The sequence below is a fragment of the Cronobacter dublinensis subsp. dublinensis LMG 23823 genome (genome assembly GCF_001277235.1).
Taxonomy (GTDB): domain Bacteria; phylum Pseudomonadota; class Gammaproteobacteria; order Enterobacterales; family Enterobacteriaceae; genus Cronobacter; species Cronobacter dublinensis.
This window is the reverse complement of sequence record NZ_CP012266.1, coordinates 4,229,511-4,242,994: the sequence shown is the minus strand read 5'-3', so window position 1 is coordinate 4,242,994 and position 13,484 is coordinate 4,229,511. Positions and strand designations below refer to the sequence as shown.

Here is a 13,484-nt window from a genome sequence, read left to right as displayed (position 1 = left end):
GTCGTCATTTGACTGTTTTTAACCAGGAATGTTGATCAGGGGTATACATGCAGGGCACAAGAATTCGACTTATCGCTGGCGGCATACTGATCGCGGCCGCCAGCCTCGTGCAGGCAGAACCGCTCCAGCCCGACCCGGCCTGGCAACAGGGCACGTTGAGCAACGGCTTTCAGTGGCAAATTCTCTCCACGCCGCAGCGTCCGAGCGATCGCATTGAAGTTCGCCTGACCGTTAACGCCGGGTCGCTTGCCGAAAACACCCAACAAAGCGGCTATACGCGTTTTCTGCCGCGTCTGGCGCTGACCCAGAGCGGCAGCCTTCAGGCCGTGCAGGCGCGCTCGCTCTGGCAGCAGAGCATCGACCCGAAGCGCCCGATGCCGCCGGTGATGGTCTCTTATGACTACACGCTGTTTAACCTGAGCCTGCCGAATAACCGTAACGACCTGCTCAAAGAAGCGCTGACCTATCTCTCCGATACCGCAGGCCGCGTCGTCATTACGCCGGAAAGCGTCACCAAAGCGCTGCAGACGCAGGATATGGTCGCCACCTGGCCCGATACGCAGGATGGCTGGTGGCGTCACCGCCTGAAAGGCTCCACGCTGCTGGGCCACGACCCGTCGGTCGATTTGAAACAGCCGGTGGATGCGAAGCAACTCGAAGCCTACTACAAGAAGTGGTACACCCCGGACGCCATGACGCTTATCGTGGTCGGCAACGTCGACAGCCGCGCGGTGGCGGAGCAGATCAACAAAGCCTTCGGCGAGCTGAAAGGCAAACGCGACACGCCAGCGCCTGTGCCGACGCTCTCGCCGCTGCGTCGCGATCCGGTGGCTATCATGACCGACAGCGTACGCCAGGATCGTCTCTCGATTATGTGGGATAACCCCTGGCAGCCGATTCGCGAATCCGCCGCGCTGCAACGCTACTGGCGCGCAGACCTGGCGCGCGAGGCGCTGTTCTGGCACGTGCAGCAGAACTTAAGCAAAAACAATATCAAAGATATCGGCATCGGCTTTGACTGCCGCGTGCTGTTCCAGCGCGCCCAGTGCGCCATTAACCTGGAATCGCCGAACGACAAGCTCGACAGCAACCTGGCGCTGATCGCCCGGGAGCTGGCGAACGTGCGCGAAAAAGGTCTGTCGGTGGATGAGTTCAACGCGCTGATCGCCCAGAAAAAACTGGAGCTGCAAAAGCTGTTCGCGACCTATGCGCGCACCGATACCGATGTGCTCATTAACCAGCGGATGCGCTCGCTGCAAAATCAGGTGGTGGATATCGCGCCGGAGCAGTATCAGAACCTGCGCCAGGCCTTCCTCAACAACCTGACCGCCGCCGAGCTGAATCAGGATTTACGCCAGCAGCTGTCACAGGAAATGGCGCTTATCCTGCTGCAACCGAAGGGCGAAGAAGAGTACAGCGTCAAGGCGCTCAAGGAGACCTGGGATCGCATTATGACACCCGTGACGCCGCCGCCTGCGCAGGATGACGCGCGCACGGATGTCACCGACATTCCGCCCGCCCATTAAGCATTACGGTGATGATAAAAACCCGACGCCTGGCGCCGGGTTTTTTTATGCGTGCGCGAGACAAAAAAAGCCCGGCTCGCGGGCCGGGCGGCGTCACGCGGGCGAATTACTGCGGCATCGCCTCGCGCGGGATGATTGCCCCGCGATACTGAATCACGGTGCTGGCAGTCAAATGGCCGCGTTGCGCCGCCGCTTCGGCGCTGCCGCCCGTCAGGCGCACCGCCAGATAACCGGCGCTGAACGAGTCGCCTGCCGCGGTGGTGTCGAGCACTTTTTCTTTCGGCAGTTTCACCGCTGGCACTTCGCACAACGCCTCACCCGCCACGGCGACCAGGCATGATTCTGCCCCGCGCTTAATCACCACTTCACGCACGCCTGCCGCCTGGGTGCGCGCAATCACATCGTCGACAGGCTTTTCGCCCCACAGGGCATCTTCGTCATCGAGCGTCAGGAAGGCGATATCGGTGCAGGCGAGCATTTGCTGATAAACCTGCTGCGTCTCTTCACGGCTCGCCCACAGGCGCGGGCGATAGTTATTGTCGAAAATCACCTGGCCGCCGTTGGCGCGGCAGGCGCGCAGCAGACCGAGGAGTTTCTCGCGGCTCTGCGGGCTTAAAATCGCCAGGCTGATGCCGCTCAGGTAGAGATAATCAAACTGCGCCAGCTGCGCGCAAATGGCGTCGGCCTCGTCGCTCTCCAGCCAGAAACGGGCGGCGGCTTCGTTGCGCCAGTACCAGAACGTGCGCTCGCCACGCGCGTCGGTTTCGATGTAGTACAGCCCCGGCAGACGGTTGTCCATGCGCTGGGTGAGATCGGTTTTCACGTTTTCGGCCTGCCAGGCGTCGAGCATCTGCTGGCTAAAGGGGTCTTTGCCAAGCGCGGTAACGTAATGCACCGAGAGCGCCTGCGGGTTCACCTGACGGGCGATATAGACCGAGGTATTCAGCGTATCGCCGCCAAAGCCGCGGTTTACCTGCGTGCCTTTCTCCGACAGTTCAATCATGCATTCGCCAATCACGGCAATCTTTTGCTCTGACATAGTGCTCACCTGAAAACGAGAAGATGGACGTTAGTGTGTGCCGCCGCGATCGCGCAGTCAAACGTTTTAAAACGCTGTTCCAGTATTTTTTGAGCTGCACCCCTATTCCCGACGAAAAGCGTTATTCCTTATAAACCTGCGGGTCGGACAACTGTGCATAAAGTTCTCAACCGTAGCGCCGATAATTCCAGGACGAGTCCCGCTAAGCCATCACATAACAGGACCAATGACGATGAATTTAAAACAGGTCACTCACCGGCTGGCGCTGCCGTCGGCGAGTGTCGAAAGCCTGCACGAGCGGCGCTACTGGCTGCAGTGCGAGCGTACCTATACCTATCAGCCTATCTACAGGACTGACGGGCGCCTGCTGGCGGTGGAGTTGCTGACGATTGTCACGCACCCGAGCGAGCCGACGCGCCGCATCGCGCCAGACCGCTATTTCGCCGGGCTGCCGGTACGCTATCGCGTGGACGTGATTGAAGAGCAGTTACAGGTGCTCGCCTCGCGCGCGCCGTTTTTCACGGAAAATAACATTCTCGCGTCCGTTAACGTCGATGGCCCGACGCTGATGGCGATGCGCGACATGCCGACTATCCGCGCCATGACCGAAGCGCTGCCGTGGGTGCGTTTTGAACTGGTGGAGCATATTAACCTGCCGCAAAACTCGACGTTCGCGAGCTTCTGCGAATTCGGCCCGCTGTGGCTGGATGATTTCGGGACGGGCATGGCGAACTTCTCCGCGCTGAGCGAAGTGCGTTACGACTACATTAAAGTGGCGCGTGAACTGTTCATCATGCTGCGTCAGAGCAGCGAAGGCCGCAACCTGTTCACCATGCTGCTGCACCTGATGAATCGCTACTGCGAAGGCGTGATCGTTGAAGGCGTGGAGACGCTCGAAGAGTGGCAGGATGTGCAGGATTCGCCTGCGCTGGCGGCGCAGGGCTATTTTCTCTCGCGTCCGGTGCCCTTCGAAACGCTGGAAAAGGTATTACTCAGACTCTCCTGATGAGCTTTGCGCTGTCCTGCACTATCTTTAGTGAAGGCAGACATCATCAGGACGAGGTGTGAGGATGACAAAAACAACCAAAATAATCAGCGTGGTAGCAGGGGTTTTCTTGTTGCTGGTCGTGGTCGCGATCGTCATTATCGCGACGTTTGACTGGAATCGGCTTAAGCCGACCATCAACCAGAAGGTCTCCACGGAGCTAAACCGCCCCTTTGCCATACGTGGCGATCTGGGCATGGTATGGGAGCGTAATAAAGACGAGCCCGGCTGGCGAAGCTGGGTACCCTGGCCGCACGTGCATGCGGAAGATGTCGTGCTCGGCAACCCGCCCGAGATTGCGCAGGTGACTATGATCCACCTGCCGCGCGTGGAGGCGACCCTCGCCCCGCTGGCGCTGCTCACCAAAACGGTTTATCTCCCGTGGATTAAATTTCAGAAGCCGGACGCGCAGTTAATTCGCCTGTCGGAAAAAACCAATAACTGGACCTTCGACATGAAAAAGGGCGACGGTGAAGAAGCGCAGCAGCCGTCCTCCTGGTCATTCCGTCTCGATAATATTCTGTTCGATCAGGGCCGGTTGCGTGTTGACGATAAGGTCAGCCGCGCCGATGTCGAAATCCTTATCGATCCGCTCGGCAAGCCGCTGCCGTTTAACGAAGTCACCGGCGAGAAAGAGAAAAAAGACGGCGATAAAGTCGGCGATTATGTGTTCGGGCTGAAGGCGCGCGGCACGTATAACGATCAGCCGCTGCGCGGCAGCGGGAAAATCGGCGGCATGCTGGCGCTGAAAAGCGAAGGCACGCCGTTCCCGGTACAGGCGGATCTGCGCTCCGGCGATACCCGCGTGGCGTTCGTTGGTACGGTTAACGACCCGATGAACATGGGCGGCGTTAATCTGCAGCTCAAATTCGCAGGCAATTCGCTGGGCGATCTCTACGAGCTGACCGGCGTACTGCTGCCCGATACGCCGCCGTTTGAAACCGATGGCCGCCTGGTCGCGAAAATCGACAGCGAAAAAGGCTCGGTTTATGACTATCGCGGCTTTAACGGGCGCATTGGCGAGAGCGATATCCACGGCTCGCTGACCTACAGCCAGCGTAAACCGCGCCCGAAACTGGAAGGGGATCTGGAGTCGCGCCAGCTCAGGCTTGCCGATCTTGGCCCGCTGATCGGCGTTGATTCCGGCGCGGGTGCTGAGAAAAGTAAAAACGCCGAGCAGAAAAAAGGCGAAAAACCCGCGCAGCCTGGCGACAAAGTGCTGCCGCACGACACCTTTGAAACCGACAAATGGGACGTGATGGATGCCGATGTGCGCTTTAAAGGCCGTCGTATCGAACACAGTACGCGCCTGCCGATTAGCGATCTCACCACCCATATTCTGCTCGCCAACGGCGATTTGCGCCTCAAGCCGCTGAAATTCGGCATGGCGGGCGGCACGATTGACGCCAGGATTCACCTCGACGGCGATAAAAAGCCGATGCAGGGCGCCGCGGAGATCCAGGCGCGCCGCCTGAAGCTTAAAGAGCTGATGCCGAATGTGGAGCTGATGCAGCGCACGCTCGGCGAACTCAACGGCGATGCGAAGCTGCGCGGCACCGGTAATTCCGTCGCCGCGCTGCTCGGCACCAGCGACGGCAACCTCAAACTGCTGATGAATGACGGGGTTATCAGCCGCAACCTGATGGAAATTCTGGGCCTTAACGTCGGTAACTTTATTGTCGGGCAGATTTTCGGCGATGACGAAGTGCGGGTGAACTGCGCGGCGGCGAACCTGAACCTGACCAACGGCGTGGCGCGCCCGGAAATCTTCGCCTTCGACACCGAAAACGCGCTGATTAACATCACCGGCACCACCAGTTTCGCCGACGAGCGGCTGGATCTGACCATCAACCCGGAAAGCAAAGGGGTGCGCATCGTGACGCTGCGATCGCCGCTCTACGTGCGCGGCACCTTTAAAGACCCGGATTACGGCGTGAAGCCTGGGCCACTCATCGCCCGTGGCGCGGTCGCGGCCGCCCTTGCGACGCTGGTGACGCCTGCCGCGGCGCTGCTGGCGCTGATTTCGCCGTCCGAGGGCAGCGAGAACCAGTGCAGCGCCATCCTGGGGCAGATGAAGAAATGATGCATCTCAACGTAGTCGTACCCTGCGGCTGCGTTTAGCATGGCATTCAATCATAAACCGTCAGGCTTATTCTTCTTTCACCTGCGTTACCGACGCGGGATCACGAAGGTGGGATGAACGTAACAAACAAAAAAGGCTGCCCGCAGGCAGCCTTTTTCTTTACGCGCAGCCCATCACAGCGACTGGTCGCGCGTTTCTTTAGTGGCGATCAGCGCAATCAGCGTCAGCGCCGCCATGGCCGCGAGATAAATCCCGACGTAGAACAGCCCGTAATTCGCCTGTAACCAGGTGGCGATATACGGCGCTACCGACGCGCCGAGAATCGACGACACGTTATAAGAGAACGACGCGCCGGTGTAACGCACCTCGGTCGGGAACAGCTCCGGCAGCAGCGCGCCCATCGGGCCGAACGTCAGGCCCATCAGGCTCAGGCCGATCAGCAGATACGCCATCACCATCGTCTGGCTGCCTGAACCCAGCAGCGGCGGGAACACAAACAGCGCAAACAGCAGGATAAGCGTCGTAATGACAATCATGCTCTTACGGCGGCCGAAACGGTCAGCCAGCAGGCCCGCCACCGGCACCATCAGGCCAAAGCCGATCACCGCCATCATCAGCATCCACAGCACGTCGTTGCGCGGGAAACCGAGGCCGCCCTGCGCGGCTGGCGTGGTGCTGAAGGTCATCGAATAGACCGTCATGATGTAAAACAGCGTATAGGTGGCGAGCATAATGAACGTGCCGAGAACGGTCACGCGCACATGTTTGGTCAGCAGCGTGCCGAGCGGTACTTTCACCTGCTTCTTCGCTTTGGCGATTTTGGCAAACACCGGCGTTTCATGCAGCGACACGCGTACATACAGCCCAATCAGCACCAGTACGGCGGAGAAGATAAACGGCACGCGCCAGCCCCAGCTCATAAACTGCTCGTCGGTCAGCAGCCAGGAGAGCAGCAGGAAGGTGCCGTTGGCGAAGAAGAAGCCGATCGGCGCGCCAAGCTGCGGGAAGGAGCCATACAGCGCACGTTTATGCGCAGGCGCATTTTCGGTCGCGAGCAGCGCCGCGCCGCCCCATTCGCCGCCGAGGCCCAGCCCCTGACCGAAGCGCGCCAGCGCCAGCAGCAGCGGCGCCATAATGCCGATGGATTCATAGCCCGGCAGCAGGCCAATCAATACCGTCGAAATGCCCATCGTCAGGAGCGAGGCCACGAGCGTGACCTTGCGGCCCACGCGGTCGCCGAAGTGGCCGAACACAGCCGAGCCGATAGGGCGCGCCACGAAGGCGATAGCGAACGTCGCCAGCGACTGTAGCGTCGCGGCGGTCGGGTCACCCTGCGGGAAGAAAATGTGCGGGAAGACAATCACCGCCGCGGTGGCGTAAATGTAGAAATCAAAAAACTCAATGGCGGTGCCGATGAGCGAGGCGATGACGACCTTACTGCGCGAGTTAACGGGCGCGGCGTCTTGTTCGTTGTCGATGTGAGTCGCGATGGATGCTTGCATAGAATTTTCTTATTTTAGTGTCGTCGAACCCCAATATTAGCCACAGCAAAAACGACATTTCAATTCAGCGCCGCCCGCGAAAGCGCGCAAAAAACCGGCAAAAAGCGGATAGTTTTAGCGCCAGCTAATTATCTTCTATGAAATGCTTCACAGATTTTCATATTCAGTCGATAAAACTAGTTTTAGGTTAAATAAAAGTTACACCCTGGATTTTTATTCTGAAAGGGAGGCGGCGGGCTGAAAAAATGCGTTTTTCTCAGCCCGCACGGCGGGGTCAGGCGGGGTTTTGTCCGGGCATTTCCGGGTCATCTTTATACTGCGCGGTGGCAATCCAGGCGGAGCAGAACAGCGTCAGGCGCGCAAAGAAGTAGAAGAACGCCATCAGCCCCAGCACCGAGCCGAATGCCGCGCCGGACGGCGATTTCACCAGCGACGGCAGAGTGTAGGTCATGATGATTTTGATAACCTCAAAGCCGATAGCGGCGATCACGGTGCCACGCAGCAGCGCTTTTTTACGCGGGCGATGGCGCGGCAGACGCCAGAAGATCCAAAAGAACAGCAAATAGTTAGCGCAGAAGGAGACGGCAAGGCCAATCAGATGCCAGACCGGCTTCAGCCAGCCGATGGCGTCCAGATGCAGCAGGCGAATGATGGTTTCCTGCGCCGAGCCCGCCACGGACGTAATCGACATCGTAATGGCCAGCGCCACCAGCAGCCCAATCAGCGAGATAAAATCGCGCAGGTACTTCACCCAGAACTTTTCTTTATCCTCAACGGCGCCGCGTTCCCAGTCGTCACGAAACTGGGCGCGGATCGCCTCGCGCAGATAGCCCATCCAGTTAACGCCGGAATAGAGCGCGACGGCGAACCCGACGATGCCGACCGTGGTGCGCTGCTCCACCGCCGCGTTAATACTGCTGCTGAGCGTTTTGGCAAGCGTCGGATCGCTCACGCTTTGCAGGATTTTATTGAAGAGATCCTGCAGCAGCGTCGGGTGCGAGGCGAGGATAAAGCCCGCTACCGCGAAAGTCACCATCAGCACCGGGATCATCGATAAAAACGAAAAATAGGTAATGGCGGCCCCAAACTGGTTGCCCATGCGCTCGTTAAAACGCTCAAAAGCGCGGAGCAGATGGGCGACCGCCGGACGACGCTCCACTTGTTCCACTTTCTCTTTCACCGTGCCGATAACGCCCTCTGCGGGTTTGTCGTCGGTTTTCTTCTCTTGCGGGCGGGTGTCCAGCTGCGGGACAGGCTGATATTTCAAATCTTCAGTCGGGCGTTTTGCAGGCTGCTCCGGCGTGGTCATTAGCGTTGATTCCTTTTATTTTTTACAACTTGCTTCAAAGTATAGCCCGCCGCTAGTCAACGTAACTTTTCATCACCGACGCCAGCCACTCCATAAACAGATGCACGCGGCGCGACAGATGCCGCCGGTGCGGGTAAATAAGCGATACCGGCATCGGGGCCGCGCGATACTGCGGTAGCACTTCCACCAGCTTTCCGCTGCGCAGCGCCTCGCGCACGCCGATGCGCGGCACCTGAATAATCCCCAGCCCGGCGAAGCAGGCGGCCTGATAGGTTTCGGTGCTGTTCACCGTCAGCACGCCGCCGGTTTGTATCCACTCACTTTCGCTCTCATGCCCGATTTCAAAGCCCAAAGGCCGGGTGCCGAGCGTCGGGGTGTAGTGCACCATCGCGTGCGAGGCGAGATCGTCGAGCGTTTCCGGGCAGCCGAAGCGCGCCAGATAATCCGGGCTCGCGCAGTTCACCTGGCTCAGTCTGCCAAGCGGCCTCGCCACCAGCCCGGAGTCCTTCAGCTGGCCGACGCGCACCACGCAGTCGAAGCCTTCACGCACCACATCCACCAGCCGGTCGCTGCTGCTGAGCTCCAGCGCGATGCCGGGGTAGTGATGAAGGAACTCCGGCAGGCGGGGGATCACCACGTTTTGCGCCACCGCCACCGGCATGTCGACCCGCAGCCGCCCGCTGACGCTCGCCGGATCGTGCAGGAACAGGCCGTCGAGTTCATCAAGGTTGGCGAGCAGATCGCGGGCGCGCTCGTAATAGACCTGGCCGTCCTGAGTGAGATGCACCCGTCGCGTGGTGCGGTGCAGCAGGCGTGTGCCAAGCGCGCTCTCCAGCGCCTGGATCTGGCGAGAAACGCTGCCCTTCGGCAGGCTCAGGGTTTCGGCGGCGCGGGTAAAACTCTCCAGCTCGGCCACGCGCACGAATAAACGCATTGCGTGAATTTTATCCATCGTTTGGGCTCATTGTTGTTATCAATGGAACAGTGAAGCGTAACTGGCGCTCTTTATCGTTTTTGTAGCAGCTAATAAGCTTTTTCTCAACGACCACCCTGACCCAAAAGAGGTATTTATGACGCAACGTATCGCAATTATCACTGGCGGCAGCCGCGGGCTCGGTAAAAACGCAGCGCTGAAGCTCGCAGAGCGTGGAATTGGCGTTCTGCTGACGTATCAGCGCCGACGCGAGGACGCCGATGCCGTCGTGCATGAAATTGAACAAAAAGGCGGAAAAGCCGCGGCTCTTGCGCTAAACGTCGCCGATAGCGCCAGCTTCCCGGCCTTTGCAGAGCAGGTTAAGGCGCAGCTGCAACAGACCTGGCAGCGCGACCGGTTTGATTATTTAATCAACAACGCGGGTGTCGGCATTTATGCGCCGTTCAGCGAATTCAGCGAGGCGCAGTTTGATGAGTTAGTGAACATTCACTTCAAAGGGCCGTTCTTCCTGACTCAGCAGCTGTTGCCGCTGATTAACGACGGCGGGCGCATCCTGAATGTGTCGAGCGGGCTGACACGCTTCGCGCTGCCTGGCTACTCCGCCTATGCGTCGATGAAGGGCGCGATGGAAGTGCTGACCCGCTATCAGGCCAAAGAGCTGGGCAGCCGCAAGATTGCGGTTAATATCATTGCGCCAGGCGCGATTGAAACGGACTTCGGCGGCGGGCAGGTGCGCGACAATGACGAGCTTAATCGCTTTATCGCCTCGCAGACGGCGCTTGGCCGTGTAGGCCTGCCGGACGATATCGGCGCGGCGATGGCGGCGATTGTTAGTGATGAGCTTGGCTGGGCGAACGCGCAGCGTATTGAGGTTTCCGGCGGGATGTTCCTGTAAAAGATGACCTTGCCCGGCATGACCGGGCAAGGCGTCAGACGGGCTACTCTTTCTGGAAGTGAGACACGCGGATGCGGTACGGCTTCTGTTTTTTATCGAGCGTGCCGCTAATCCCCACCAGCTCATCCGGGCTGACGTCTTTGCCCTGGAACACCGCATGCGGGATCATGACGTCGATATCGCCGCCTTTATCGCGGAACTGATAGAGATCGTCGCCTTTTTTCTTGATCAGATAACCACGCAGCGTCACCGTTCCGCCGTCGTGCATCTCTTTGGCCTGCTTCACGTCGATCGAGCGGGCGTCCGTGATGCCGCGATAGCCATCTTTTAGCTGGTGCGGCGGCGGCGGCGCTTCATCGTTTTTGAAACCGCCTTTCTCTTCCGCCAGCGCAGGCAGCGTCAGTAACGCGGAAAGCGTTGCGATAATCACTGTTTTTTTCATACGTCTCCCTGTGTCGTTTCAGGTGAATGTCCTTTAAGCCTGGCACAAGGAAGCAAAAACGTCTTTTCAGGGGCGGTGGCGTGTGAGGCGGCAGGCGGCGGGTGCGCTTCGCTTACCCACCCTGGAAAACTGCGAAAATGAAGCTGGCGTATCTCGTCTTGTTTAGGGTGGGTAAGCGCAACGCACCCACCTTTGCGTCAGAATTCACTTTCCGGTAAATAGTCGCGCGCCAGCAGGCCGAACAGCCAGTCGTCGTGCCAGCGCCCGCCGAGGTAATAGCTCTCCCGCAGCGTGCCTTCCTGGATAAACCCGGCTTTCTCCAGCGTTTTCTTCGAGGCGATATTGCCGCCGGTCACGGTCGCGACCAGCCGACGCAGCCCGCACGTCTCAAACGCTAAGCGACAAACCGCGCGCAGCGACTCATAGCCATAGCCGCGCCCCTGAAAGGCGCTGCTGAGCAGAAACCCGACCTCCGCAATGCCGTCGCCGCGCATCACAAACCCCGTTACGCCCACCGGCAGACCGCTGTGCGTCTCGCGGATCAGCAAACAGAGCCAGCGGGTGCTTTGCGGCGTCCAGGGCGGCAGGCGCGCGGCGAAATCCTGCATTCGCTGCGCGTCAGTGCGCGGGTCGGTTACAAAACGCATGACGTTGTCGTCGCGTTGCAGGCTTAAAAAGAACGGCCAGTCGTCGGGCGTAATGGGCCGGTAACTGAGGCTGGCTGACCCGAACGTCAGCAGGGCGTCATGAAAAGGCGTCTCGGGGTGCATAGTGGCTCCGTCGGGGGAATAGAAAAACAGTCTTGCCCGAAAAACGCGCCGCTGTCACCCGTCGCGTCCGTTCCCTGCTAATTCAGGCAGGAAACGACGATTTTTCACGCGAAAACCGCGCTGTCGCTTTTTTTCCGGCCATTTTGGGTTATGTTGTTTCACTGCCTGTCAGCGCAGACAAAAAATTCAGAAATAACAATATACTTAAGTGAAATTTCGCCCGCCCTGTTCGCGTTTTTTGCGGGGCGTTGAGCGTGAAAAGGATGCAACATGGCCCGCTCCACACAGCCTCTGGTAAGAGAAACGTTTGAAACTGCGCTGACGGTGATTCGTCAGGCGTCGGTTGAGATCCTGGTTTTGCTAGGCGTTAACGTCGCGGAAGGAAAAGATCCGCAGTGGTTTTTACAACAGCTCGACCAGGCGCGCCTGAATCTCGGCAACTGGGCGACCGTCGCCCGACGCCTTAACCTCAACGACGCCGACATGTCGCAGTTCACCCTGCAACTGCGTCATTTACAGCAGCTGGTGCCGCAATATGAGAGCGGTCAGGATGTGACTGAGAACCAGCTTCTCGCCGCGCTGCGCTTCGTGACCTGCCTTGAGAAGGTGCGCAACCAGCAGCCGAAGCTCGGTTACTCCACCGATATGGACGTGAATAAAGACGCGAAGCAGGGAGAAGCGCTGCGCCAGCTGCGCGCGCTGGATCTGACGCTGCGCGGCATGGTGCGTGAAACATGGCCCGACGAACAGCAGCGCGTCAATGAGCTGAAGCAGCTGTGCGGCGGCGATAAAGTGCGTCGCTGGCTGAAAATGGGCGACAAGGGCGACGTGCTGAGCGGCATGCTGTTCAGCGAGCTGGCGATGCTGGTGGTGGACAAAAAACTCTTCGCCCGCCACTACGACCGGCTTTTCCAGGGCGCGACCTCGCTGACGCTGTTCGTCGAGCCGCGTAAAACCCTGCAAACGCTGCTGGATGACATCCGCGATATCCGTAATACCGCCGCGCTCGGCAAACCGCTCTCCGGCGCGCAGGAAGTGATGCTGGATAACTATTTCAACGCCATCAGCGCACCGCTGCATAAAGCCTGCGGCGAGGGGCGCACGCGCGTTAACCCTGCCGCGCTGATGAAAGCTGACGACGCGCAGCTGAAAACGTTTTTCGACCATGCGGCGAAGAAAAACAGCGTGGTCGGCGGCGATATTTTTGACGTGCGCGACGCCATCGAAAGCCCGAGCCGACGCCAGGACGGCAAAAAGCAGGAGACCCGCCAGCTGGTGATGAGCGCGGTGTGGGGCGCGGTGGGCCTCGGCGCTATCGCGCTGGTGGTCGGCGGGTTGTTTATCGCCAGCGATTCCCTCAACCCGCCCGCGGCGGAGCGTAACGCGACAATGCCGGTCGCCACCGCGATGGCCGCCGAGCCGGAAAATAGCGACGACAGCCCGCGCCATAAGCTCAGCAATATGGGCATTACCTGGGATCAAGGGAACCTGCGCGCCGCTATCGATCGTGATGACGCCGTGGTGACGCGCCTCTTTTTAGAAGCCGGGATGAACTGGAAGGTGGCCTGGACCGAGCAGGCGCTCGCCAAAAATCATGAAGCGACGCTGGAAACCCTGCTGCGTTATCGCCTGCAGATGGATGAGCTTAAACCGTGTCGGCGCATGATAACGACGCTCAGCCACGCGCTGTCGCAGGGCGAAAAGATGACGTCGATGCGTAAGCAATATTTGCAGGCGTTTTGTACTGTGCCGGTGGTGGTGCAGCGCCAGAAATATGAGCTTGAACAGGCGCAGCTGCGCGCCCAGGCGAACCCCGGCGAAGAGACGAAAAAGTGGGTGAAAATCCGCGAGGCGATTTACCAGACGATCCGCTAAGCGCAGGGCAGTAAAAAGGGGAGGCTGATGCCTCCCCTGATTTTTAGTACAACGCAGACTCGCG

The 13,484-nt window shown here is 59.2% G+C and carries 11 protein-coding genes; 5 read left to right on the top strand and 6 right to left on the bottom strand.

Features of this window, described 5'->3' with window-relative positions; translation table 11 throughout:
• Positions 1-47: 47 nt before the first annotated feature.
• Entirely contained in the window at positions 48-1,526 is a 1,479-nt protein-coding gene (locus AFK67_RS19700) for a M16 family metallopeptidase (RefSeq protein ID WP_007724113.1), read from the top strand.
• 106 nt (positions 1,527-1,632) lie between these two features.
• Here the strand turns inward: AFK67_RS19700 and kdgK are convergent, their stop codons facing one another.
• The gene (kdgK, locus tag AFK67_RS19695) at positions 1,633-2,565 is read right to left on the bottom strand and encodes a 2-dehydro-3-deoxygluconokinase (protein ID WP_007724117.1); all 933 of its coding nucleotides are present in this window, start codon (positions 2,563-2,565) and stop codon (positions 1,633-1,635) included.
• Between the two features lie 232 nt (positions 2,566-2,797).
• On the opposite strand from kdgK, the gene pdeH reads away from it, so the two are divergent.
• The gene (gene pdeH / locus AFK67_RS19690; RefSeq protein ID WP_007724119.1) at positions 2,798-3,571 is read left to right on the top strand and encodes a cyclic-guanylate-specific phosphodiesterase; all 774 of its coding nucleotides are present in this window, start codon (positions 2,798-2,800) and stop codon (positions 3,569-3,571) included.
• 64 nt (positions 3,572-3,635) lie between these two features.
• Positions 3,636-5,693 carry an AsmA family protein gene (locus tag AFK67_RS19685; RefSeq protein WP_007724121.1) on the top strand — a complete coding sequence of 686 codons (2,058 nt, stop codon included), beginning with the start codon at positions 3,636-3,638 and terminating at the stop codon, positions 5,691-5,693.
• 173 nt (positions 5,694-5,866) lie between these two features.
• Here the strand turns inward: AFK67_RS19685 and AFK67_RS19680 are convergent, their stop codons facing one another.
• From AFK67_RS19680 to AFK67_RS19670, 3 genes are all read right to left on the bottom strand, one after another.
• A complete protein-coding gene (locus tag AFK67_RS19680; RefSeq protein WP_007753640.1) occupies positions 5,867-7,195 on the bottom strand; it encodes an MFS transporter in 1,329 nt (442 codons plus the stop codon).
• A 274-nt stretch (positions 7,196-7,469) separates the two neighbouring features.
• Positions 7,470-8,504 carry an inner membrane protein YhjD gene (gene yhjD / locus AFK67_RS19675; RefSeq protein WP_038884677.1) on the bottom strand — a complete coding sequence of 345 codons (1,035 nt, stop codon included), beginning with the start codon at positions 8,502-8,504 and terminating at the stop codon, positions 7,470-7,472.
• A gap of 52 nt (positions 8,505-8,556) precedes the next feature.
• Positions 8,557-9,456: a LysR family transcriptional regulator gene (locus tag AFK67_RS19670; RefSeq protein ID WP_007724127.1), complete on the bottom strand. Its 900-nt coding sequence runs from the start codon at positions 9,454-9,456 to the stop codon at positions 8,557-8,559.
• Between the two features lie 118 nt (positions 9,457-9,574).
• On the opposite strand from AFK67_RS19670, the gene AFK67_RS19665 reads away from it, so the two are divergent.
• Positions 9,575-10,333, top strand: coding sequence for an SDR family NAD(P)-dependent oxidoreductase (locus AFK67_RS19665; RefSeq protein WP_007724129.1), 759 nt, complete (start codon positions 9,575-9,577; stop codon positions 10,331-10,333).
• 43 nt (positions 10,334-10,376) lie between these two features.
• On the opposite strand, the gene AFK67_RS19660 is transcribed toward AFK67_RS19665, so the two are convergent.
• Together AFK67_RS19660 and AFK67_RS19655 are read right to left on the bottom strand one after the other, a co-directional pair.
• A complete protein-coding gene (locus AFK67_RS19660; protein WP_007730710.1) occupies positions 10,377-10,775 on the bottom strand; it encodes a YdeI family stress tolerance OB fold protein in 399 nt (132 codons plus the stop codon).
• Between the two features lie 197 nt (positions 10,776-10,972).
• Positions 10,973-11,545 (bottom strand): GNAT family N-acetyltransferase, encoded by a 573-nt coding sequence (locus tag AFK67_RS19655; RefSeq protein WP_007730706.1) that lies wholly within the window; start codon positions 11,543-11,545, stop codon positions 10,973-10,975.
• 270 nt (positions 11,546-11,815) lie between these two features.
• Between AFK67_RS19655 and AFK67_RS19650 the strand changes: the two genes are divergently transcribed.
• On the top strand, positions 11,816-13,420 hold the full coding sequence (locus AFK67_RS19650; protein ID WP_007730702.1) for an STY4199 family HEPN domain-containing protein: 1,605 nt from the start codon (positions 11,816-11,818) through the stop codon (positions 13,418-13,420).
• Positions 13,421-13,484: the final 64 nt, after the last annotated feature.

What these genes read in the sequence shown, in the direction of transcription:
- AFK67_RS19700 (WP_007724113.1), top strand. Translation starts at nt 48, where the DNA reads ATGCAGGGCACAAGAATTCGACTTATCGCTGGCGGCATACTGATCGCG.
- kdgK (WP_007724117.1), bottom strand. Translation starts at nt 2,565, where the DNA reads ATGTCAGAGCAAAAGATTGCCGTGATTGGCGAATGCATGATTGAACTG.
- pdeH (WP_007724119.1), top strand. Translation starts at nt 2,798, where the DNA reads ATGAATTTAAAACAGGTCACTCACCGGCTGGCGCTGCCGTCGGCGAGT.
- AFK67_RS19685 (WP_007724121.1), top strand. Translation starts at nt 3,636, where the DNA reads ATGACAAAAACAACCAAAATAATCAGCGTGGTAGCAGGGGTTTTCTTG.
- AFK67_RS19680 (WP_007753640.1), bottom strand. Translation starts at nt 7,195, where the DNA reads ATGCAAGCATCCATCGCGACTCACATCGACAACGAACAAGACGCCGCG.
- yhjD (WP_038884677.1), bottom strand. Translation starts at nt 8,504, where the DNA reads ATGACCACGCCGGAGCAGCCTGCAAAACGCCCGACTGAAGATTTGAAA.
- AFK67_RS19670 (WP_007724127.1), bottom strand. Translation starts at nt 9,456, where the DNA reads ATGGATAAAATTCACGCAATGCGTTTATTCGTGCGCGTGGCCGAGCTG.
- AFK67_RS19665 (WP_007724129.1), top strand. Translation starts at nt 9,575, where the DNA reads ATGACGCAACGTATCGCAATTATCACTGGCGGCAGCCGCGGGCTCGGT.
- AFK67_RS19660 (WP_007730710.1), bottom strand. Translation starts at nt 10,775, where the DNA reads ATGAAAAAAACAGTGATTATCGCAACGCTTTCCGCGTTACTGACGCTG.
- AFK67_RS19655 (WP_007730706.1), bottom strand. Translation starts at nt 11,545, where the DNA reads ATGCACCCCGAGACGCCTTTTCATGACGCCCTGCTGACGTTCGGGTCA.
- AFK67_RS19650 (WP_007730702.1), top strand. Translation starts at nt 11,816, where the DNA reads ATGGCCCGCTCCACACAGCCTCTGGTAAGAGAAACGTTTGAAACTGCG.